The 20,264-nt window shown below is 51.0% G+C and carries 19 protein-coding genes; 4 read left to right on the top strand and 15 right to left on the bottom strand.

Annotated elements, in window-relative coordinates; genetic code table 11:
• Window positions 1-20 precede the first annotated feature (20 nt).
• The 5 genes from speD to lonB form a co-directional block, all read right to left on the bottom strand.
• Window positions 21-425: an adenosylmethionine decarboxylase gene (gene speD / locus EXW96_RS06105; RefSeq protein ID WP_062409266.1), complete on the bottom strand. Its 405-nt coding sequence runs from the start codon at window positions 423-425 to the stop codon at window positions 21-23.
• A 408-nt stretch (window positions 426-833) separates the two neighbouring features.
• On the bottom strand, window positions 834-1,421 hold the full coding sequence (locus tag EXW96_RS06100) for a hypothetical protein (RefSeq protein WP_054819245.1): 588 nt from the start codon (window positions 1,419-1,421) through the stop codon (window positions 834-836).
• 278 nt (window positions 1,422-1,699) lie between these two features.
• Window positions 1,700-2,344: a ribosome biogenesis GTP-binding protein YihA/YsxC gene (yihA, locus tag EXW96_RS06095; protein ID WP_137670549.1), complete on the bottom strand. Its 645-nt coding sequence runs from the start codon at window positions 2,342-2,344 to the stop codon at window positions 1,700-1,702.
• A gap of 78 nt (window positions 2,345-2,422) precedes the next feature.
• Window positions 2,423-4,753 carry an endopeptidase La gene (gene lon, locus EXW96_RS06090; RefSeq protein ID WP_074727133.1) on the bottom strand — a complete coding sequence of 777 codons (2,331 nt, stop codon included), beginning with the start codon at window positions 4,751-4,753 and terminating at the stop codon, window positions 2,423-2,425.
• A gap of 106 nt (window positions 4,754-4,859) precedes the next feature.
• Complete coding sequence (gene lonB / locus EXW96_RS06085; protein WP_074727132.1) at window positions 4,860-6,563, bottom strand: ATP-dependent protease LonB; 1,704 nt, start codon at window positions 6,561-6,563, stop codon at window positions 4,860-4,862.
• Between the two features lie 195 nt (window positions 6,564-6,758).
• On the opposite strand from lonB, the gene EXW96_RS06080 reads away from it, so the two are divergent.
• Entirely contained in the window at window positions 6,759-7,517 is a 759-nt protein-coding gene (locus EXW96_RS06080; protein WP_062409270.1) for an N-acetylmuramoyl-L-alanine amidase family protein, read from the top strand.
• Window positions 7,518-7,644: 127 nt separating this feature from the next.
• On the opposite strand, the gene ispG is transcribed toward EXW96_RS06080, so the two are convergent.
• From ispG to clpP, 3 genes are all read right to left on the bottom strand, one after another.
• Complete coding sequence (gene ispG / locus EXW96_RS06075; protein WP_054819244.1) at window positions 7,645-8,754, bottom strand: flavodoxin-dependent (E)-4-hydroxy-3-methylbut-2-enyl-diphosphate synthase; 1,110 nt, start codon at window positions 8,752-8,754, stop codon at window positions 7,645-7,647.
• A gap of 131 nt (window positions 8,755-8,885) precedes the next feature.
• A complete protein-coding gene (clpX, locus tag EXW96_RS06070) occupies window positions 8,886-10,151 on the bottom strand; it encodes an ATP-dependent protease ATP-binding subunit ClpX (RefSeq protein ID WP_062409271.1) in 1,266 nt (421 codons plus the stop codon).
• A gap of 15 nt (window positions 10,152-10,166) precedes the next feature.
• On the bottom strand, window positions 10,167-10,757 hold the full coding sequence (gene clpP, locus EXW96_RS06065; protein ID WP_054819243.1) for an ATP-dependent Clp endopeptidase proteolytic subunit ClpP: 591 nt from the start codon (window positions 10,755-10,757) through the stop codon (window positions 10,167-10,169).
• 65 nt (window positions 10,758-10,822) lie between these two features.
• On the opposite strand from clpP, the gene EXW96_RS28035 reads away from it, so the two are divergent.
• Entirely contained in the window at window positions 10,823-10,945 is a 123-nt protein-coding gene (locus EXW96_RS28035; RefSeq protein WP_302621108.1) for a hypothetical protein, read from the top strand.
• A gap of 251 nt (window positions 10,946-11,196) precedes the next feature.
• Here EXW96_RS28035 and tig read toward each other — a convergent pair whose 3' ends face one another.
• From tig to EXW96_RS06050, 3 genes are all read right to left on the bottom strand, one after another.
• Window positions 11,197-12,486, bottom strand: coding sequence for a trigger factor (gene tig, locus EXW96_RS06060; RefSeq protein ID WP_062409272.1), 1,290 nt, complete (start codon window positions 12,484-12,486; stop codon window positions 11,197-11,199).
• A 151-nt stretch (window positions 12,487-12,637) separates the two neighbouring features.
• Window positions 12,638-13,546, bottom strand: coding sequence for a hypothetical protein (locus EXW96_RS06055; RefSeq protein WP_174350146.1), 909 nt, complete (start codon window positions 13,544-13,546; stop codon window positions 12,638-12,640).
• A gap of 181 nt (window positions 13,547-13,727) precedes the next feature.
• The gene (locus EXW96_RS06050; protein ID WP_054819242.1) at window positions 13,728-14,069 is read right to left on the bottom strand and encodes a hypothetical protein; all 342 of its coding nucleotides are present in this window, start codon (window positions 14,067-14,069) and stop codon (window positions 13,728-13,730) included.
• A 308-nt stretch (window positions 14,070-14,377) separates the two neighbouring features.
• Between EXW96_RS06050 and asnB the strand changes: the two genes are divergently transcribed.
• A complete protein-coding gene (asnB, locus tag EXW96_RS06045) occupies window positions 14,378-16,222 on the top strand; it encodes an asparagine synthase (glutamine-hydrolyzing) (RefSeq protein ID WP_174350145.1) in 1,845 nt (614 codons plus the stop codon).
• Window positions 16,223-16,302: 80 nt separating this feature from the next.
• Here asnB and EXW96_RS06040 read toward each other — a convergent pair whose 3' ends face one another.
• The 3 genes from EXW96_RS06040 to EXW96_RS06030 form a co-directional block, all read right to left on the bottom strand.
• Window positions 16,303-16,941: an XTP/dITP diphosphatase gene (locus EXW96_RS06040; RefSeq protein WP_062409276.1), complete on the bottom strand. Its 639-nt coding sequence runs from the start codon at window positions 16,939-16,941 to the stop codon at window positions 16,303-16,305.
• Entirely contained in the window at window positions 16,922-17,683 is a 762-nt protein-coding gene (rph, locus tag EXW96_RS06035; RefSeq protein WP_174350417.1) for a ribonuclease PH, read from the bottom strand. The genes EXW96_RS06040 and rph overlap by 20 nt, the downstream gene beginning before the upstream one ends.
• A gap of 175 nt (window positions 17,684-17,858) precedes the next feature.
• On the bottom strand, window positions 17,859-18,893 hold the full coding sequence (locus EXW96_RS06030) for a GerMN domain-containing protein (protein WP_174350144.1): 1,035 nt from the start codon (window positions 18,891-18,893) through the stop codon (window positions 17,859-17,861).
• Window positions 18,894-19,118: 225 nt separating this feature from the next.
• Between EXW96_RS06030 and EXW96_RS06025 the strand changes: the two genes are divergently transcribed.
• Window positions 19,119-19,634, top strand: coding sequence for a phosphatidylglycerophosphatase A family protein (locus tag EXW96_RS06025; RefSeq protein WP_054818994.1), 516 nt, complete (start codon window positions 19,119-19,121; stop codon window positions 19,632-19,634).
• Window positions 19,635-19,710: 76 nt separating this feature from the next.
• Here EXW96_RS06025 and EXW96_RS06020 read toward each other — a convergent pair whose 3' ends face one another.
• A complete protein-coding gene (locus tag EXW96_RS06020) occupies window positions 19,711-20,262 on the bottom strand; it encodes a hypothetical protein (RefSeq protein WP_174350143.1) in 552 nt (183 codons plus the stop codon).
• Between the last annotated feature and the right edge of the window lie 2 nt (window positions 20,263-20,264).

Below are 20,264 nucleotides of genomic sequence, written 5' to 3'. Positions count from 1 at the left end.
GTGGTTATGATATGTTCAATTCATGATTTAATCAATTCCGCTTGCTTCAATACCGGTGTTTCGACTTGCAGTTCACCCACACCGCGAACCAGTTTTTTAGCGTGTGCAACCTCCGGCTTCAGAACGGAGAGCATATGTTCAATCGCTAGCTGAGGATCGACCGTCTCGCCACAGGTATAACAATCGAGCGCTGCGAAGCCTTTCTCAGGATACGTATGAATGGAGAGATGACTTTCTGACAGTAATACAAGAACCGTTGCGCCTTGTGGTTCAAATTGCTTGGACTGCACCGACAAAACGGTCGCCCCGCAAACCTCGGCAGCTTCTACCATTTGTGCTTGTAACCATTCAGCATTATTGAGAAGTTCGAAATCGACTCCCCATGTATCTACAGCTACGTGTCTTCCGAAAGTTGAGTATTCCATCTTCCGGTTCCCCCTTCCTAGGAATAAAATGTTTTGAAAATTTCATCCGCTAGGACCTACGTCATTCACTTCTCGAGGGAATAATCTCTCGCAACATTACATGTCCTGAGTGAATCCTGGTTCCTATTATTTTTTCAACGAAAATAAAAATAACATCTATTGACCAGAAATGCAATACTTTTTTTTGCAAATTCGTTTTTCCCTATCATCCGTGAACACCCAACAACAAAATATGTACATAACATGTCCCATGTGAATTGACGATGGCCTTCATCCCAAGCCCATTGGCGGCTGTAACGGCGATATCCGGAACCGGTATAAACAAAGGTGTATAAAAATGCAAATGGAACCCTTCCCCGGCACAGCAAAGCCGAACCGGAAAGAGTTCCTATGAATAAACGCATTATCTTAAGCTTCAAGTACAAACAAACGATGCGTCAGTTTGCGAAGTCGGACATCGATCTGGTCGCGAACGTAATTTTCCGTGATCTCATTGCGAAGGTCAAGCAGGCTGTTCACTTGCTCCTTGAGCCACCTGATCTCTTGCTCCACCTCATTCTTATGGAACAAATGCTCCAATTGACCGAGCGTATCCTTAAATTCATAAACCACTTTTTCGGCATTCTTCGCCTTCTCCACAATCTTGACGACTGCGCCTTGTTTATATGTGTAGACCATGGTGTAAGCATGATAAATCCGGTGAACGACAGCATCCCCTTTAAAGACGGATACTGCTTTTCGCATGGCGTTAACCAGATTTCTATTTTTCATCCGGCAAGTGCCTTGACATACATACAAATTCATTTGCCGCTCAAACGGCAGGACGATTTCTTCACCAGCGTCGTCTTGCAGCACAACCTCTTGATTTCCATTTTCAAGAACTTTGACTTGCAAAGAAGCCCCCTGGTCGACAAACATTTGAATGAATTGGGTCATCTCGGCTTCCGTTAACTTTAGGCAGGTTTTGACGTATTCAGTCGCTAACCTATTTGCCATAAAAATCCCTCGATTCATTTTTTTCGAACCTAAGCTTGAGCCTATTTTCAGTTGTTCTCTATACATTATACTACATAATTATTTAATATTCCTGCTCCCAAGGTTTTGTATTTCGCCGGAATTTAGAAAAATTCGCTTTTTCCCCTCAGAAGACCGGGGGAACGGGTAAATAACTCTTTCTCCCTCCCTTTGTTTCGCAGTTCCCCGTACCACTGCCGTAAAAAGGCAAAAAGAAGCAGCCCGCAGTCTTTCCTGTGTTCAAGACCAGGGCTCTTCTTTTATCGGCTTTCATTTTCTTTGGCGTTATTTATTGCATCTTCAGGCTCCGATATTGCGCCGTCTCCGATCCGCTGCTCGATGACGGACCACAATTCGTCTTTACCGAGTCCCGTTTCGGAAGAGAACAGCACAAGCGGGTCAGACTTGTCCGCACCCAGCGTCTCTCTAACGATCTTCATGTGCTTCTGCCATTTGCCCTTCGGGATTTTGTCCGCCTTCGTGGCTACGAGGCACACCGGAACCCCGTTATGCTTGAGCCAGGCATACATCGCCTGATCGTCCTTCGAAGGCGGGTGACGAAGATCAATAACCTGCAGCACAAGCTGCAAATATTCCCGCTTCAGCAGGTACTCCTCGATGAACTTCCCCCACTTTTCCCGTTCGGTTTTGGACACCTGCGCATAGCCGTAACCGGGCAAATCGACAAAAAATAAATCGGTATTAATCCGGTAATAGTTAAGCTGCTGCGTTTTGCCGGGCTTCGAGCTGGTGCGGGCCAGATTTTTACGGTTGATCATACGGTTGATTAATGAAGATTTGCCGACATTAGAACGCCCTGCCAGAGCAATTTCCGGCAAGGCATCGGAAGGATATTGGCTTGGACCGACGGCACTGATCACAAATTCAGCCTGATTTACTTTCATGCCATTTCACTCATTTCTAACGGATGCCGATTGATCCGAACGGATCTCCGCGCAGCGGATTCAATCGGCGCATATATATTAGACTCCTACAGGTTTGACTAAAGCATGTTCAAGAACTTCGTCCATGTGGGAAACAGGGATAAAGTTCAAATCGCTGCGCACACTTTCGGGTATTTCTTCAATGTCCTTTTCATTATCTTTGGGCAAGATGACCGTACGGATGCCTGCCCGGTGGGCAGCCATGCACTTTTCCTTCAATCCGCCAATCGGAAGCACGCGGCCGCGAAGCGTAATCTCTCCAGTCATGGCCACATGGCGGGAGACAGGTATACCGGTAAGCGCCGAGACCAACGCCGTGCCCATCGTAATTCCGGCAGAGGGCCCATCCTTCGGGATGGCTCCTTCCGGAATGTGTATATGAATATCAAATTTTTCATGAAAATCGGCTTGGATATGGAACTGCTCAACCCGCGAACGTGTGTAACTGAATGCGGCCTGAGCGGACTCTTTCATCACATCGCCGAGCTTGCCCGTCAAAGTCAGCTTGCCGTTGCCGGGCATGACCGTCACTTCGATCACCAGCGTGTCTCCGCCGACTTCTGTCCAGGCAAGTCCCGTGACGGCTCCGACTTGGTCTTTTTCTTCCGCCATCCCAAAACGGAATTTGGGTTGACCCAGGAACTCTTTAAGATTGTCCTCCTGTACGTGCACGCTTTCTGTTCCGCCGACGACCTGCTTGGCGGCCTTTCGGCAAATCGATGAAATTTGCTGCTCCAGGTTGCGGACGCCGGCTTCCCTTGTGTACTCGCGAACCGTTTTCATCAGCGCCGCTTCATCTACGATCAGCTGCTCATCCGTCAGCCCGTGATCTTTCCGCTGCTTCGGAAGCAAATAATTTTGCGCGATATGCAGCTTCTCGATCTCGGTATAGCCCGGGATATACAGCACTTCCATTCGGTCCAGCAGCGGTCTCGGAATATTGTGCACGCCATTGGCCGTCGTAATGAACATCACCTTGGATAGATCGAAAGGAACTTCCACATAGTGATCGCTGAACGTGCTGTTCTGTTCCGGATCGAGGACCTCCAGCAGCGCCGATGCCGGATCGCCGCGAAAATCCATCGCCATCTTGTCGATTTCATCCAGCAGGAAAACAGGGTTGTTGGTCCCGGCCGTTTTCATCCCCTGAATGATCCGTCCCGGCATGGCGCCGACATAAGTACGGCGGTGTCCCCGAATCTCAGCCTCGTCCCGCACTCCGCCCAAAGAAATTCGAACGAATTCGCGTTCCAAAGAGCGTGCGATGGAGCGGGCAATCGACGTTTTCCCGACGCCCGGAGGCCCTACGAGACACAGAATCGGACCTTTCATTTTTTTGACCAGCTTCTGTACGGCCAAATATTCAAGAACGCGTTCCTTGGGCTTCTCCAAGCCATAATGGTCCTGATTAAGGATTTCCTCCGCTTTGCGGATATCCAGATCGTCTTCTGTCGAATGCGACCAGGGAAGGGCAAGCAGCCAATCGATGTAATTGCGGATCACCGAGCCTTCCGCCGATGTAGCCGGCATTTTCTCAAGCCGATCGATTTCTTTTTCGATCTTCTCTTTTACTTTCTCCGGCACTTCGCTTTGCGCCAGCTGGCTGCGCAGCTCCTCCGCTTCACCAGCACGGCCTTCCTTGTCCCCCAGCTCCTTCTGGATAGCCTTCATCTGTTCGCGCAAGTAATATTCCTTCTGCGTCTTCTCCATTTGTTTTTTGACGCGTTGGCTGATTTTGCGCTCGAGCTCCAGCACTTCCCGTTCGTTGTTCAGAATGTTCAACAGCTTTTCCAGCCGCAAACGCACATCCACGGTTTCCAGGATTTCTTGTTTATCTTTAATTTTTAAAGATAGATGACTGCAAATGACGTCCGCCAGTCTTCCCGCCTCATCAATATCGGAGACGGCGGCCAGCGTCTCCGGGGTCACTTTCTTTGAAAGATTAATATAATGCTCGAATTGATTTAATACGGTACGCATCAATGCATCGATTTCCGGATCGGACACTTCCTGTTCGGGCAGTTCCTTGACGTGAACCTCATAATATTCGTCATTGACCAGAAACTCGGTGATTTCCGCGCGCACGACGCCTTCCACAAGAACCCTGATCGTACCGTTGGGTAGCTTGAGCATTTGACGTACTTTGGCAATGGTACCGATCCGGTAAATGTCTTCGTTCTTCGGTTCTTCAATATTTACTTCGGATTGCGAGCACAGCAGGATCATGCTGTCCTCGACCATCGCTTTCTCGAGCGCACGCACCGACTTCTCTCTGCCTACGTCCAAATGTAGAACCATGCTCGGATAGACGAGCAATCCCCGCAGCGGAAGCAGCGGCAAACGACGCACCTTCTGTTTGCTCGGTCCCATTGGCGAGCACCTCCAGACTTAACATACATGCTGTGATTTACATTTTATCAAAATTGTTTTCAAAACACCAATCAGCGCCTTTATCCAAAAAGAGACGCCAATCGCCCTATTCGAGCGCATCGGCGTGCAGTATTGTTACAGAAGCGGGAGAGGCGGGCTCCTGAACCAAATCCAGAGATTCGGATGAAACGTGGAGTTCCATGCCCAATGCATGATACAGCGCCTCTTCAATGCAATCGACGGGGATGACCTCCAGACCGTTTAAACCTGCAAAAATTTCCTGCCAGTTCTCCTTGGGAATGATGACCCTGTTTGCTCCTGCCTGGAAAGCGGCTTCCACCTTGGCAATAACCCCTCCCACAGGCTTTATTTTCCCGTGAATGCTGATTTCGCCAGTCATGGCGATATGGTTGTCCACCGGAATTTGTTTAATGGCCGATGTGATGGCAACAGCCATCGAAATTCCCGCAGAGGGTCCGTCAATCGGAATGCCTCCCGGAAAATTGATGTGCAGATCGAAATCATGCGGCCTGATGTTGAGTCTTCGAAGAACGGTTAGCACATTCTCTACGGAGCCGCGAGCCATACTCTTGCGCCGCAGCGTCCGCGCGCCCCCTCCCATCTCTTCCTCATCCACGACACCCGTAATCGTAAATTGTCCGCCGCCCGGCTGTGCCGCGGGGATTGCCGTTACCTCGATGTCCATTAGCGTTCCCATATTGGGGCCATAGACGGCCAATCCGTTCACCAAACCGATTTCAGGCTGCGAATGAATTTTTTTCTCCGGACGCGGAGAAAGCTGAGAACTGTTGACCACCCATTCAATATCGGCCGCCGACACTTCGCGGCGCTGTTCCGTCAATGCCATGCCCGCCGCCAACTGAATCACATTAACGGCTTCCCGTCCGTTGGTCGCATACTTTTTCACCACATCGATCGCTGCGCTGTTCTCGGGAAACCCGATTTTTTTGAGCGCTTTGGCGGCAATCATGCCAATCTCATCGGGCAGCAGCGGGCGAAAATAAATTTCCATGCAGCGGGAACGGATGGCGGGAGGAAGCTCCTGCGGATTGCGCGTCGTAGCACCGACAAGCCGAAAATCGGCCGGCAGCCCGTTCTGAAACACGTCATGAATGTAGCTCGGCACATTCGTGTCTTCCGAATTATAATATGCGCTCTCAAGAAATACTTTACGATCTTCAAGTACCTTTAATAATTTATTCATCTGATGTGGATGCAATTCCCCGATTTCATCTATGAACAATATTCCTCCGTGCGCCTTGGTCACCGCACCCGGCTTGGGCTGGGGAATACCGGCAACCCCCATGGCTCCGGCTCCCTGATAAATCGGATCATGAACGGAACCGATCAAAGGATCGGCAATGCCGCGTTCGTCAAATCTTGCCGTGGTCGCATCGATTTCCGTAAATTTGGCGTCGGGACGAAACGGGGATTCCGGATTCTTCTTCGCTTCTTCCAGCACTACACGGGCAGCTGCCGTCTTTCCTACTCCCGGCGGCCCGTAAATGATGACATGCTGCGGGTTAGCCCCGCATAAAGCGGCCTTCAGCGCGCGCAGACCTTCTTTTTGTCCAACGATATCTTCCATCGACGACGGGCGTGTTTTCTCTACAAGGGGCTTATTGAGCGAGATGGAACGAAGCTTGCGCAGCTTCTCCAGTTCCTTCTTGGATTCTTTGTCTACGGCCGTACGGTTCGTTTGCTGATTGCGCAGCAAATTCCAAAAGTACATCCCGATTACAATGGCAAAAAACAACTGGATCACCATTAAAACTACACTGATGTTCATAGCGTTTTGACCTCCATATGATTTCAGCTGACCGGGCTTTGTTTGCGGATATTTCCGGGGTCAGTTGCAGTTTCATTGATAACATATATGGTATTATTGCCCAGTCGTGGTAGCATTAATCGCTAAAGCTCGAGAAACTTTTTGGGGGATGCTAAAGAAGGCAGCACATTTCATTGGACGACAGGGGTGAGTTTTATGGCCACACGAATCATCATTAAACGTATGGCATCACTCGGATTAGCGCTATCGATCTTACTTATGCCCAAGTTGCCAGGACTTTTGGTGCAGGTGCAGCAGGTGCAGGCATCAGCTCCCGATTCCATTTTGCAGCCTAATGCAATAAGCGAACATCCGGCTATATCGAATGTGGATGTCATTATCGATGCAGGCCATGGAGGAATCGACGGCGGAACTTCGTATGGTGAGCTGTTGGAGAAGGACATTAATTTGGCCATTGCCGAAAAAACCTACGAGGCTTTACGGAAAAAAGGCTATATTGTTCTTCTCAACCGTTCGGGAGACTATGCGCTCAGCGGCGAAAATCTGTGGTTGAGAAGCAGATCGAGACATTTGAAGGATTTGGCGCAGCGGAGTCATTTGGCCAATGAAATCAAACCTAAGGCGATGATCAGCTTACACGTCAATTCGGCCAGAAATTCGTCCAAAAGAGGAGCCATTCTTCTTCATCAAAAAAATGAGCAGAGCAAACAGCTGGCCCGGCATCTTCAGCATTCGCTGAATCATTTGTACGGCATTCACGAAAAACCCTTTTATGGAAAGACTTACTATCTGCTTAAGCACTGCCGGATACCTACCGTTATTGTGGAGATGGGTTTTATTACGAATCATCAAGACCGCGAAATGCTGGTCCGGCCGGATTGGCAGCAAGCCATTGCCGATCATATTGCCATAGGGCTGGAACAATATTTAAAGACGTCATCCAATCCCTCCTAGACTTTGGTTTATTTTGTTATTGGTCTTTATCCCCGTTTTTATACGTTTTATGTAAGCAGGGTGCAAAAAAAGCCTCGTATCCGTCTCGCAAAAGACAGATCCAAGGCATTCTCGTTTAAAGCCGTTGTTATGCATTGGCATGATGCTTTCTGCCGGGAATTTCACCGGTTTTATTAAAATGATCGACAATATGATCGATTTCCTTCTTCAGTTCGGAAAGGAGTTCGGCTTCAGGGACTTTACGTATCATTTCGCCGTAGCGGAACAGCAAGCCTTCTCCACGGGCTCCGGCAATTCCGATATCGGCTTCCCGAGCTTCGCCGGGGCCATTGACGGCGCAACCCAGTACGGAAACTTTAATCGGTACCTTCAGTTTGGAAATATATTCTTCAACTTCATTGGCAATGGAGAAAAGATCAATGTCAAGACGTCCGCAAGTCGGACAAGAAACAAGCGTGGCCGCATTCGTGATCAAACCGAATGATTTGAGAAGCTCGCGGCATACTTTGACTTCTTCCACCGGATCCGCGCTAAGCGAGATACGGATGGTGGAACCGATCCCCATACTGAGCAGCGCCCCTAGACCCGCGGCACTTTTTACCGTTCCGGAGAATAATGTTCCTGCTTCCGTGATACCCAGATGCAGCGGGTAGCGGAATGCAGCCGCCGCTTTCGTGTAAGCGGCTATGGCCATAGGTACATCGGAGGCTTTAAGAGATACGATGATATCATGGAAATCAAGCTCTTCCAAAATTTGAATATGGTACAAGGCACTCTCAACCATGGCTTCAGGAGTCGGGTAGCCATATTTTTCTAAAAGATGATTCTCCAGGGATCCGGCATTCACACCGATGCGAATCGGAATTCCCCGCTCCTTGCAAGCCCTGACCACGGCTTCCACTTTCTCGCGGCGGCCAATGTTCCCCGGGTTGATTCTCACCTTATCAATACCGTTTTCAATCGCCAGGAGCGCCAGACGATAGTCGAAATGGATATCGGCTACAAGCGGAATAGAGATTTGCTTTTTGATCTCTTTAATGGCTTCCGCCGCTTCTTTATTGTTTACTGTCACGCGCACGATCTGGCAGCCGGCTTCCTCGAGCCGATGAATCTCCGCTACCGTCGCCTTCACATCCGCCGTCTTGGTCGTGCACATGCTTTGGATGATCACGTCGTTGCTGCCGCCAATGGTCAGATTTCCAACTTTGACCGGAATTGTTTCCGTTCTATGAAACATCTGTTTTCTTCTCTCCCATGATACCAAACATCCTCCGCTCCGAAGCGCGTGTTCCTTGGCCCCTGAACGGGTGAAACAAGGAATTTTCGGCAGCGGATTGGAGGTGTTTGATTTTATTGTATATCCTGCGCTTACGCGCTTTCTTCTTTTTTCTTCACCGTTTGGCCGTCGAGGGCTGTAATCTGCGGAGCGATCTTGGCTTGGACCACTTCCTTCGTTACAACGCATTTGGACGATTCGGTACGGGAAGGCGCTTCATACATCACGTCGAGCATAATGCCTTCAATGATGGCTCTTAAGCCCCGTGCCCCGGTGTTGCGCTTGATCGCCTCTTTGGCAATCTCTTCCAACGCCTCGTCCTCGAACTCGAGCGTAACATTATCCATCTCAAGCAGCTTTTGATATTGTTTGACGAGCGCATTCTTCGGTTCAGTCAAGATCCGGATCAACGCCGCTTCATCGAGCGGCTCCAGTGTGGAGATAACCGGAATACGGCCTACAAATTCTGGAATTAAACCGAACTTCAGCAAATCCTCAGGCAGCACAAGCGACAAATACTCGCCCGGCTTCAGATCGACTTTGTGTCCATCCGTACCAAACCCGATGACTTTTTTGCCGATCCGGCGTTTAATAATCTGTTCCAAACCATCAAACGCTCCTCCGCAAATGAACAGGATATTCGTTGTGTCGATTTGGATGAATTCCTGATGCGGATGCTTGCGCCCGCCCTGCGGCGGAACGGAAGCGACCGTACCCTCAAGAATTTTGAGGAGCGCCTGCTGCACACCCTCGCCCGATACATCGCGTGTGATGGACGGGTTTTCGGATTTGCGCGCCACTTTGTCGATCTCGTCGATATAGATAATGCCGCGTTCGGCTTTTTCGACGTCGTAATCCGCAGCCTGGATCAGCTTCAAAAGAATGTTTTCCACATCTTCCCCTACATACCCGGCTTCGGTGAGTGAAGTGGCATCTGCAATCGCAAACGGCACATTCAATATTTTGGCCAGCGTTTGCGCCAGCAGCGTTTTTCCGCTCCCGGTCGGACCCACTAGCGCAATATTGGATTTTTGCAGCTCCACATCATCCAGCTTGCCCTGCTGCGTATTGATCCGTTTGTAATGGTTGTAAACCGCAACGGAGAGCGATTTTTTGGCCTGCTCCTGTCCGATAACATAGGAATCCAAAATAGCCCGGATTTCCATCGGCTTGGGTACATCCTTCAGATCGAGCTCTTCTTCATGGCCCAATTCTTCCTCAACGATTTCCGTACAAAGCTCAATACATTCATCGCATATATAAACGCCCGGTCCGGCAACCAGCTTGCGCACCTGCTCTTGCGATTTGCCGCAAAAGGAGCATTTCAGCTGGCCTTTTTCGTCGTTAAATTTAAACATGGGATCACTCCTTTTCTATGTCAAATCACTGCGAGTGATAACCGCATCAATGAGCCCGTATGCTTTAGCTTCCTCCGCACTCATGAAATTATCACGGTCTGTGTCGCGTTCGATTTTTTCGTATGGCTGTCCTGTACGTTCCACATAGATTTGATTCAGCTTCTGCTTGGTCTTGATAATCCAGTCGGCATGAATTTTAATGTCCGATGCCTGACCGCGAACTCCTCCAAGCGGTTGATGAATCATAACCTCGCTGTTCGGCAAAGCAAAGCGTTTGCCCGGCGCCCCGGCGGTTAACAATAACGAGCCCATACTTGCAGCCATCCCGACGCAAATGGTCGAAACGTCCGGCTTGATATATTGCATTGTATCATATATACCCATTCCTGCGGTAACGGAACCGCCAGGGGAGTTAATGTACAAGTGGATATCCTTCTCGGAATCCGTTGCAGCCAAAAATAACAATTGGGCTATAACCAGGTTGGCGACATCGTCATCGATCGCACTGCCCAAGAAAATAATGCGATCCTTTAACAAACGCGAGTAAATATCGTAAGAGCGTTCGCCGCGGCCTTCCTGTTCTACAACCATAGGTACCAGAGTCATCGTCTCAACCCCTCTACTTCGTTAATGCAATTCAAAGAACTTACAAAATCATTGTAGCACGTTTAATGGCTAAAGTCATTCTCATGCAAATGACCCGCCCTGATCTCACGCCTGCAACCATCACGGCCGCTTCCATCGCCATGCTGAACGACGGCAACCGCCTACTGCTCATTATGCGCTCTCCGTGAGCTTACTATGTACTAAAAGCAAAGCCGTTCTTTTGTCGGTTTAAACGTTTGCGGCTTAATACCGCTATGTACGCAACTACGCAACGTTCATATGTACGGCGTAGGCAAAGCTATGTACTTCTTATTGTACTGCTATGTCATTCTTATGTGCATTCATCAGCCGGCAGAAACGCAATTTTTGGGTAAAACAAAGGCACGCATGGAAGTACACGTGCCTTTGAATGTATGTGACGCGGTATGAGCGTTACTCGTTACGCCGTTTTGCTGTTGTCGAGCAGGAATTTAACCGTTTTACGGTTCACAATGTCCTGAACCAGGGAAGGCATGTTTCCGTTGGACGTGAAGATGCTGCGGATCTCGTCTGCGGAACGGCCGTACAATTTGGACAAATTCTCCAGCTCGGCATTGATTTCCTCTTCTGTTGCTTCCAGGTTCTCAGCCTTGGCAATGGCTTCGAGCACCAGGTTATTCCGTACGCGCTTCTCGGCGTCGGCGCGCATTTGACCTTTCAGGTCCTCGACGCTTTGTCCGGTAAACTGGTAGTACATCTCGATGTTCATGCCTTGCGTACGCAGACGGGCTTCAAATTCTTTAACCATTTGCTCGGCCTCGTCATTGATCATGACTTCAGGAATTTCAACTTCAGCCGCTGCAGCAGCTTTCTCCACCACTTGAGCTTCTCTCTTTGCGTTGATCTCGTTTTGCTTGCGCTCTTTCAGCTTACTTTCTAGATCAGCCTTGAACTCTTCAAGCGTTTCGAACTCGCTGACGTCTTTAGCGAATTCGTCGTCAAGCTCCGGCAGGTTTTTGCGCTTGATGTCGTGCAGCTTGATTTTGAATACGGCTTCTTTGCCCTGCAGCTCTTCCGCCTGGTAGTTTTCGGGGAAGGTAACCGTAATGTCCTTCTCGCCGCCTTTCTCCAAACCGACCAGCTGCTCTTCAAAACCAGGAATAAAGCTGTTCGATCCGAGCTCCAGGGAATATCTTTCGGCTTTGCCGCCTTCAAATGCAGCGCCGTCTACAAAGCCCTCGAAATCGATCACGACAATGTCGCCGTTTTGCGCAGCGCCTTCTTCCACCGGAATCAGCTCCGCATGACGCTTTTGCAGTCTTTCCAGCTCTTCGTTGACTTCTTCCGCCGTTACGGAAGCTTCTTCCGCTTCGAGCTCGATGCCCTTGTATTCGCCAAGCTCCACTTCCGGCTTTACGGCAACCTTGGCTTTGAACTTCAAACTTTGTCCTTTGCCGAACTGCTCGACGTCTACTTCAGGACGGTCTATGGGCTCGATGCCTGTTTCTTGCACGGCTGCAACATAGGCGTCCGGCAAAATAATATCAAGCGCGTCCTGGTACAAGCTCTCCACACCGAATTTGGATTCAAAAATGGCGCGGGGCACTTTGCCCTTGCGGAAACCCGGGACATTCACCTTTTGTACGACTTTCTTGAATGCCTTGTCCAGGGCGGCGGCCACCTGTTCCGCTTCGACTTCAATATCAAGAACGGCTACGTTCTTCTCTATTTTTTCCCAGCTTGCTTTCATTTTATGCTTTCCCCTTCCAAAAATGTTCCATCCATGATTTGTTACCGCAACGAACTGAGGACAAGCCTCTCGATATAACCATTATATTATAACTAGAATGAGTGACGTTTTCAAGGTATAAATGAATGTTGCAAAACGATAGAGACGCCGATCAAACCCTTCGGGTAAATACATTCGAGGCAAACTGCTGCATCAACCGGTACGCCTGCTCCCATTGAAACGCCAAATCGGACGTAATGCCGTACTGCTCCAGAATTTCCGCTTTGTCTCCGCCCTCAAACAGATGCTCCAACAGCGTCAAGTGCAGCGCTGCGGCCCAAACATCCACGCAATCGGTTTCCTGCTTCAGCATTTGGTCATAAAACGAGGTGCCGTAAATAAACGCGAGGAATTCGTTCCAGGTTTCTCCTGCAAAATAGGATAAAGCCGGGTGCTGCGTTTCGCTGATTTCCTGCACCCGATGGATAATATCTTGAATTTGCGAAGGGAACTGGTCGAAACCCGCAGGCGTATCCTCGATATCGACCTCCGCCGTTTCCCCGTTCTTATGGAGCGCCACAACACCGGTGACACCGCGCTTTTTTAACGTTTGGAGCGTTTTGAATTGAACAATGGGATGAAGCGGCATCTGCGTAAGCCAATCGAGCAGGGCTTGATCAATATCCGGATGATCCAAAAAAGCGAGCTGATCCAGCGCCAGCATCAGCTTGTCCACGTCCTTGTGTTCCTTCAGGCTTTCCAGCAGCTTTTGGGCATACTCCATGCTCTGTTCACCTTTTGCGCTCAGATGCTGGCGCAGCAAATCCGTCTCGTTCAGATCCTGCTCCAAGTCGCTTTCGGGTTTGAATATGAGATCGGGAAACATCATATACAGCCAATCCAGAAGCGATTGCCATTCTTCCCTCGCCCTTGCGTCGCCGGACTGGCAGGCAAGGAGGAAACGCAGCAGCCTGATCGCTTCGCCGTATTGTTCCGACTCCAGAAGACGGGTCAGTTCATATTGATAGTACTCGACGGTTTTGGGAAATAGAATTACATTATCGTTCGATTGTCCGTTCATGTGACACCGCCTTTCCTTAAGCGACTTTCTTATGAATGCCAGTGTACCCGAAAAAGAAGCCGAAAGCAAAATTTGCCTGCTGCGGCTGCTGATCACAAAAAAGCCCCTGATGGCATCCATCCGGGCTGCATGTAATTTCAACTGGTACGTTGGTATGGGGTTTGACATTCGTCCGCAGATCTTAGTCCATTTTCATGGCGGCTTGGATCAATTGAGCCTTGATGTGCGGATTTTTGTCGATGAAGGCGTACATTCTGTCGACAGCTTCCTTGTTTTGCAAGTAGTCGCGTTCATTTTGAATCATCTGGTGAGACCAGTTCAAAAGCGCAGCTTCCGCCGCTCCGAGACGGTTCAGGGCCGTGTGCAATCCGGTATCTTCAACAAGCCGCTCCATGACTTCCTGGTTTACGGTACCCAGCTTCTTCGTGGTAGCCAGCTTTTGCTCGAACTCTTTGTTGACTTTCTCAAAATGCTCCTTGGCTTCTTTATATTCCTTTTGCTGCTCCGATAAAGTCTTTTTCATACTTATGACCACCTTTCATGTTGATTCTCTGCCTTCCTGTCCTGCGCCGTGATGAAAAAAGGGAACCAAAACTCCGCTTTTTTGTTTCATAGGCCGCGCAAGGCAGAACTTACCCAATGGTTTTATACGCTTTAGTGTAACTTTTATTCGATCGTTTGTCCAATTGTTCGTCAAGTTTATGAGCCGTCCGCCCGCTACGGACAGACATGAATCGCGTTTTTCCCGCATAACCTTTAACATCTTGCTGTCGCTCCTTGGATAAGCTTGTTAGCCTGGAGGAATTCCAGAGATCAGAAAGGATGAAGACTATGTGTGGAATTACGGGATGGATTGATTGGCACAAAGACTTGACGCAGTATCCGTCCATTATTGAAAATATGACGGATACGCTGGCCCCCCGCGGTCCGGACGCTTCCGGCACCTGGATCACGCCCCGCTGCGCCCTCGGCCACCGCCGTCTGAGCGTCATGGACCCGGAGAACGGCGTACAGCCGATGACGCGGAGAGCAGGCGACAATACGTACAGCCTTGTATACAACGGTGAGCTGTATAATGCCCCCGAGCTGAAAAAGGAACTGGAGCTGTGCGGTCACCGTTTTCTAACCGCATGCGACACCGAGGTGCTCCTCGTGGCGTTTATCGAATGGGGCCGGGCCTGCGTGGATCGGTTTAACGGCATTTTTGCTTTCGCCGTTTGGGATGATGAAGAGCAAACTCTGTTCGCGGCCCGCGACCGGCTCGGCGTCAAGCCGTTTTTTTATTCCTACACGGACGGACGGCTTCTGTTCGGTTCGGAGCCTAAAGCCATTCTCGCACATCCCGATTTTCCCGCCCAAATCAGCGGGGAGGGGCTGGCCGAGATCTTCGCTTTAGGACCGGCGCGTACCCCCGGGCACGGCGTATACAAAAATATGCACGAGCTGAAGCCCGGCCACTGCATGGTCCTGGATACGAACGGCATTCGCATCCGCGCTTACTGGAAGCTGGAAAGCAAGCCTCACGAGGATACCGTCGAAGCCACTGCCGGGAAGGTGCGTGAGCTTCTGGAGGATACGGTTCAACGCCAGCTTGCTTCCGACGTGCCGGTCTGCACACTGCTCTCGGGCGGACTGGATTCCAGCGCGCTTACGTCTTTTGCTTCCCGTCATTATCATGCGCAAGGGCTCGGCACACTGCATACCTACTCGATCGATTACGTGGATAATGACAAGCATTTCAAAACGAGCGCCTTCCAGCCGAACGCCGATGCGCCCTGGATCCAACGGATGACGGATTACTTGGGCACCGTTCATCACGCGCTGGAATTTGATACGCCGGAGCTTGTAGACTCCCTGAAAAATGTAGTGTACGCCCGTGATTTGCCGGGGATGGCCGATGTCGACGGCTCGCTGTACTTGTTCTGCCGGGAAATCAAAAAGGGCGCTACGGTGGCGATTTCCGGCGAGGCCGCGGATGAAATATTCGGCGGCTATCCCTGGTTTCATCGTGACGATGCCCTGAACGCGCAAACCTTCCCCTGGTCGCTCGCCACTCCGGAGCGCATCGCTTTGCTGTCGCCTGATTTTGTCGATTGGGTGAAGCCGGAGCAGTATGTTCAGGAACGGTACCGCCAGGCGTTATCCGAAGTTCCGCGGCTTGCCGGCGAGAACCGGCAGCAAAACCGGATGCGCGAGATGTCGTATCTCAATATCACCCGGTTCATGCCGACCCTGCTCGACCGGAAGGACCGGATGAGCATGGCGGTGGGACTTGAGGTTCGCGTACCTTTTTGCGATCACCGGCTCGTTGAATACGTCTGGAACATTCCCTGGGAAGTCAAGACAGCGGGCGACCGTGAAAAAGGCATTTTGCGGAAAGCGCTCAAGGGCTCCTTGCCCGACGACGTGCTGACCCGTAAAAAAAGCCCGTATCCGAAAACACACAATCCAAATTACTTGTCGGCCGTCCGTTCCTGGGTTCTGGACATTTTACACGATTCCTCCTCGCCGCTGCTGCAATTTATCGATGTTGCCAAAATCCGCGCGTTAGCCGAGGACGACGGCAGCCGGTTCGACCTTCCCTGGTTCGGACAGCTGATGACAGGACCCCAGCTCTTGGCCTACCTTGCCCAAGTGGACACCTGGCTTCGCGCCTACAAAGTGGGCATTCGCTGACGGCGTACGGAAATCGGCCTCTAAATAAAATGACGGGACGAACTGCCGGAATGTTTCACCGTGCAGGCTTGTCCCGTCATTTATTTGCGGTCAAGCATGTCCCACAGCTTTCGCAGCGCACGGCCGCGGTGGCTCAAGGCGTTTTTCTCCTCCATCGTAAGCTCGGCAAGCGTACGGCCAAGCTCCGGCACATAGAAGAGGGGGTCGTATCCGAAGCCCCGTTCTCCCCTCGGCGAATCGATGATGACTCCTTCGCATTCCCCTTCAACCTCGGCTACAGGCTCGCCATGCTTGTCCACAAGCGCTATGGCGCACACGAACCGGGCCGGGCTGAGATATACAGGCCCGCCCGGCGCGGGGCCTTGAGCAGGCGCTGCGCGCTTACCCAGTTCATCCAGCAGCTTGCGGTTGTTCGCCGCATCATCCGGCGGCTCTCCGGCGTAACGCGCGGAATACACTCCGGGAGCGCCGTCCAGCCGATCTACGCATAATCCGGAATCGTCGGCAGCGACCGCGACTCCGAACCGCAGGGCGATCGCCCTCGCTTTAATCAGCGCGTTGGCCGCGAAAGTTTCCCCATCCTCCGGGATGTCCGGAATGTCCGGGTAATCCCGCAGGCTGCGAACCGTCAAGCCTTTGTCCCGAAAGAGGGATTCGAACTCTTTTACCTTTCCCGCGTTCTTCGTTGCAATAAGGATTTCAGACCCGGGAAGCAGCATGGGCAGCCCCCCTGATCCGTTCAGAGATCACTCCGAGCACTTTTTCCTGTTCACTGATCATGGATTGGATGCCAAGCTCAGCTAACAACAGCAGCTCATCGAGCTCTTTGCGGGAGAACGGCGATTCCTCTCCTGTCCCTTGAACCTCTACAAATTTGCCGCTGCCGGTCATTACCACATTCATATCCACCTTGGCCTTGGAATCTTCGTCGTAATTCAAATCAAGAAGCGCTTGTTCCTGGATAACGCCCACACTGACCGAGCCAAGAAAATCAATGATCGGAAAACGGCTTAATTTTTTGTCGGTTGCCAGTTTATCGATCGCAATGGCCATCGCTACGAACGCCCCCGTGATCGACGTCGTACGGGTTCCGCCATCCGCTTGAATCACGTCGCAGTCGAGTGTGACGGACCGTTCTCCAAGCGCATCCAGTTGAACGACAGAACGCAGCGCACGGCCAATCAACCGCTGAATTTCCATGGTTCGGCCGCCCAGCTTGCCTCTGGCCGATTCCCTCTGGTTTCGGACCGAGGTCGCGCGGGGCAGCATCGAATATTCCGCCGTTACCCAGCCCTTGCCCTGCCCTTTCATAAACGGGGGCACCCGCTCTTCTATCGTAGCGGTACAGATCACCTTGGTATCGCCCACTTCGATGAGCACGGAGCCTTCCGCATGTTTATTATAATTCGCCGTGATTTTTACCGGCCTGATTTCATCGGCTCTTCGGCCGTCGCTTCTCATCAAGTGCTTCTTCCTCCTTTTGCTCTGACGCTCCTTATTGTACCAGAGCAAATCCGGAAAACCAACCGGCACCGATTTCCGTTAAGGACGCCCTTGTTCATCAATAGAATTGGTTAAAATTCCCCCTTTATCGGACACCGCCGCATAAAGGGGGAAATATTCGTGAGTATAAGACTTACAATTTGATCTGATTGACCGCCTGCGGTCTGGACACCGGCTTCGCGTAGCTTTGGTTGTCCGTCGTGCTCACACCCGCTTTCCCGTTGACCAAAATTTGCACTTTGGTGGCCGCTCCCGCATTCTCCGTCAAGGAAAGCACAACGGCTCTCAACGCTTCGGCCGGAGCTTTATGATCCGGTCCGAGCATCTTGTCGGAGAAATTGACCGTGATGATATCCTCCGCTTTGCTAACCTTGAGCAGCTCCGCGCCGGGCGTCATCACGGCGCTCAAGCCTGTCTTCTCATTCGGACCGGCTATAAGCTGCTGCACAACCGCTTCAGCGACCTCGTCGGTCCGCTTGATCAATCGGGTCACCGGCACATAGTAGCTGTATTCTTCCTGATTTTGATTCAGGAAATAAAGGGTCACAGGAGTCGTCTGCCCGTATTCCACGTGTTCCGATTTCTCCAGGTTGATGCCCATCTCCCGAGTCAGCGCTTCGTCCAACGGCGTTTCGCCGACGGGCATTTCTTTCAGCGCCTTACCCTCTACGCGAATTTGCACTTTGTCCACGGTCGGAAAGCTCGTAAGCGTCCAAGTAATGCCCTCCAATATTTTCCTTTCGTCCTGCAGGTTATAATCTGTGAAGGAATTGGAGAAATCTACGATAGCGAGCTTATCTTTAATATTGATGCCTTTAATTTCGGTTCCTTTGGGCAGCAGACTCGTGAATCCCGCCGGAAGCCGGCCTTGTGACGGCCCGCCTTCCACCATATATTCCAGAGCTCTCTTGGCTGTGCCTTCTGTCTTCTCGACCTGTAAGGCAATAGGTGCGACAAAACCTTTCTCATCCTTTGCATATACCGTAATCTGCATCGGATTGGCAATGGCAGCCAAGACGGCTTTGGCCCCCGCGGCCCCGGCATCCGTCCCGGTCTGTGGAGGATCGATCGGCTGGGATTGTTCCTTTGTCGCTTCCGAGCAGCCGGAAGCCAGCAGCACCACAATGCCGGTAACGGCGGCCCACCGTGTCCATTTGTACTGTTTCATTGCTTTTCCTCCTTGATTGTCGGGGTGTTGTCCTTTTTTTACTCTATGTATACGAGACAGAGACAAGTTTATGACAATAATTTATCTGCCTCATTCGGATCTGCCTTTCTAGCTCTTAGAGCGGAAGAATCCTTGATTTTCCTGTCCTTGGAAGCCTATAATAAAAAATGTGTTTCCCCCAAAAAAAGCGAATCGCCAGATCGAAAATACGAAGGAGGCGTCCTCATGAAATACACTTTGAACAGCAAGGAAGTGGCTGAAGCCTCCCGTGAATGGCTTATGAAACGCGGGGTCCGGACTGAGGATATTGCAGAACTGACGTATTTTCTGCAAAAAGATTATTATGATAACCTGACGATGGAAGAATGCCTGTCCAGCGTGGAACAGGTGTTGTCCAAGCGGGAAGTGCAAAATGCCATTCTGACAGGCATTCAGCTGGATATCTTGTCGGAGCAGGGCAAACTGATGTCCCCTCTGCAGGAAATGATCGAGAACGATGAAGGGCTTTACGGCTGCGATGAAATCCTGGCGCTCTCCATCGTTAACGTATACGGCAGCATCGGTCTGACGAATTTCGGCTATATCGACAAGCTCAAACCGGGTATTGTAAAAGAACTTAACGATAAAAACGGCGAGCGCAAGCATACGTTTTTGGACGATATCGTCGGAGCCATCGCCGCATCGGCCAGCAGTCGGATTGCACACCGCAAACAGGAAGAAAAAGAGAAAGGAATGCGGTAATACCGCTCCGTAAAAACAAGGGCGATGCCTCTCATGGATGAGAAGCATCGCCCTCTTTGTTTACAGGTCAGGCTGTTTATTCGAGCGGCGCCAGCGTTTCGGCAATGGCTTCTATGGCTTCCGGAGCAGTGCCTTGGAGGGGCTGGATGGCGATAAACGTGTCCCCCTGCTTCAGATAGAGCGCGCGCTGTCCGTTTACCGTTAACCAGTCGGCTGTACCAATGCTTAGCTTCACTTCTTTCTCGGACTCCTGCCCCGGCGGCCTGAGCTCTTCAGGCGACTCCAGGACAGCCATATGTTTATATTTCACCGTCATCACCTTCCCGTTGCCCTGCACTTGGTCGATCTTGTCATCGGGAACCGCTTTTTGCGGTACATAAACGGAAGCGACGCCGGTAAACTTGGCAGTATTTCGAATATTCTCCTTGTCCGCCTCCGTGTAGCTGATCGGCACAAGCTCCACCTGAGCCGCCGGCGGGTTGGCAGCCTGGTCTCCTTGATTTTGATTTTGCCCCTGCGGGGGCGTAGTCTGATCCTTCTGGCAGGCCGTTAAGGCAAACAGAGATGACGCGAGGAGCAGTGCAAAGAACCATACCGTTCCCCGTTTCCACGGATATCGTGCATTCATTG

Source organism: Paenibacillus sp. JMULE4, from assembly GCF_013337105.1.
GTDB lineage: Bacteria > Bacillota > Bacilli > Paenibacillales > NBRC-103111 > Paenibacillus_G > Paenibacillus_G naphthalenovorans.
This window is presented reverse-complemented; position numbering and strand designations above follow the sequence as displayed.

Coding starts and splice junctions, on each gene's coding strand:
- EXW96_RS06040 (WP_062409276.1), bottom strand. CDS start 16,941: ATGCTGCTTCCCGGGTCTGAAATCCTTATTGCAACGAAGAACGCGGGA.
- EXW96_RS28035 (WP_302621108.1), top strand. CDS start 10,823: ATGGCTAAAGTCATTCTCATGCAAATGACCCGCCCTGATCTCACGCCT.
- EXW96_RS06025 (WP_054818994.1), top strand. CDS start 19,119: ATGAAATACACTTTGAACAGCAAGGAAGTGGCTGAAGCCTCCCGTGAA.
- speD (WP_062409266.1), bottom strand. CDS start 425: ATGGAATACTCAACTTTCGGAAGACACGTAGCTGTAGATACATGGGGA.
- clpX (WP_062409271.1), bottom strand. CDS start 10,151: ATGTTTAAATTTAACGACGAAAAAGGCCAGCTGAAATGCTCCTTTTGC.
- clpP (WP_054819243.1), bottom strand. CDS start 10,757: ATGACTCTGGTACCTATGGTTGTAGAACAGGAAGGCCGCGGCGAACGC.
- yihA (WP_137670549.1), bottom strand. CDS start 2,344: ATGAAAGTAAATCAGGCTGAATTTGTGATCAGTGCCGTCGGTCCAAGC.
- ispG (WP_054819244.1), bottom strand. CDS start 8,754: ATGTTTCATAGAACGGAAACAATTCCGGTCAAAGTTGGAAATCTGACC.
- EXW96_RS06055 (WP_174350146.1), bottom strand. CDS start 13,546: ATGAACGGACAATCGAACGATAATGTAATTCTATTTCCCAAAACCGTC.
- asnB (WP_174350145.1), top strand. CDS start 14,378: ATGTGTGGAATTACGGGATGGATTGATTGGCACAAAGACTTGACGCAG.
- lon (WP_074727133.1), bottom strand. CDS start 4,753: ATGGGACCGAGCAAACAGAAGGTGCGTCGTTTGCCGCTGCTTCCGCTG.
- EXW96_RS06100 (WP_054819245.1), bottom strand. CDS start 1,421: ATGGCAAATAGGTTAGCGACTGAATACGTCAAAACCTGCCTAAAGTTA.
- EXW96_RS06050 (WP_054819242.1), bottom strand. CDS start 14,069: ATGAAAAAGACTTTATCGGAGCAGCAAAAGGAATATAAAGAAGCCAAG.
- EXW96_RS06030 (WP_174350144.1), bottom strand. CDS start 18,893: ATGAAACAGTACAAATGGACACGGTGGGCCGCCGTTACCGGCATTGTG.
- EXW96_RS06080 (WP_062409270.1), top strand. CDS start 6,759: ATGGCCACACGAATCATCATTAAACGTATGGCATCACTCGGATTAGCG.
- tig (WP_062409272.1), bottom strand. CDS start 12,486: ATGAAAGCAAGCTGGGAAAAAATAGAGAAGAACGTAGCCGTTCTTGAT.
- EXW96_RS06020 (WP_174350143.1), bottom strand. CDS start 20,262: ATGAATGCACGATATCCGTGGAAACGGGGAACGGTATGGTTCTTTGCA.
- rph (WP_174350417.1), bottom strand. CDS start 17,683: ATGAGAAGCGACGGCCGAAGAGCCGATGAAATCAGGCCGGTAAAAATC.
- lonB (WP_074727132.1), bottom strand. CDS start 6,563: ATGAACATCAGTGTAGTTTTAATGGTGATCCAGTTGTTTTTTGCCATT.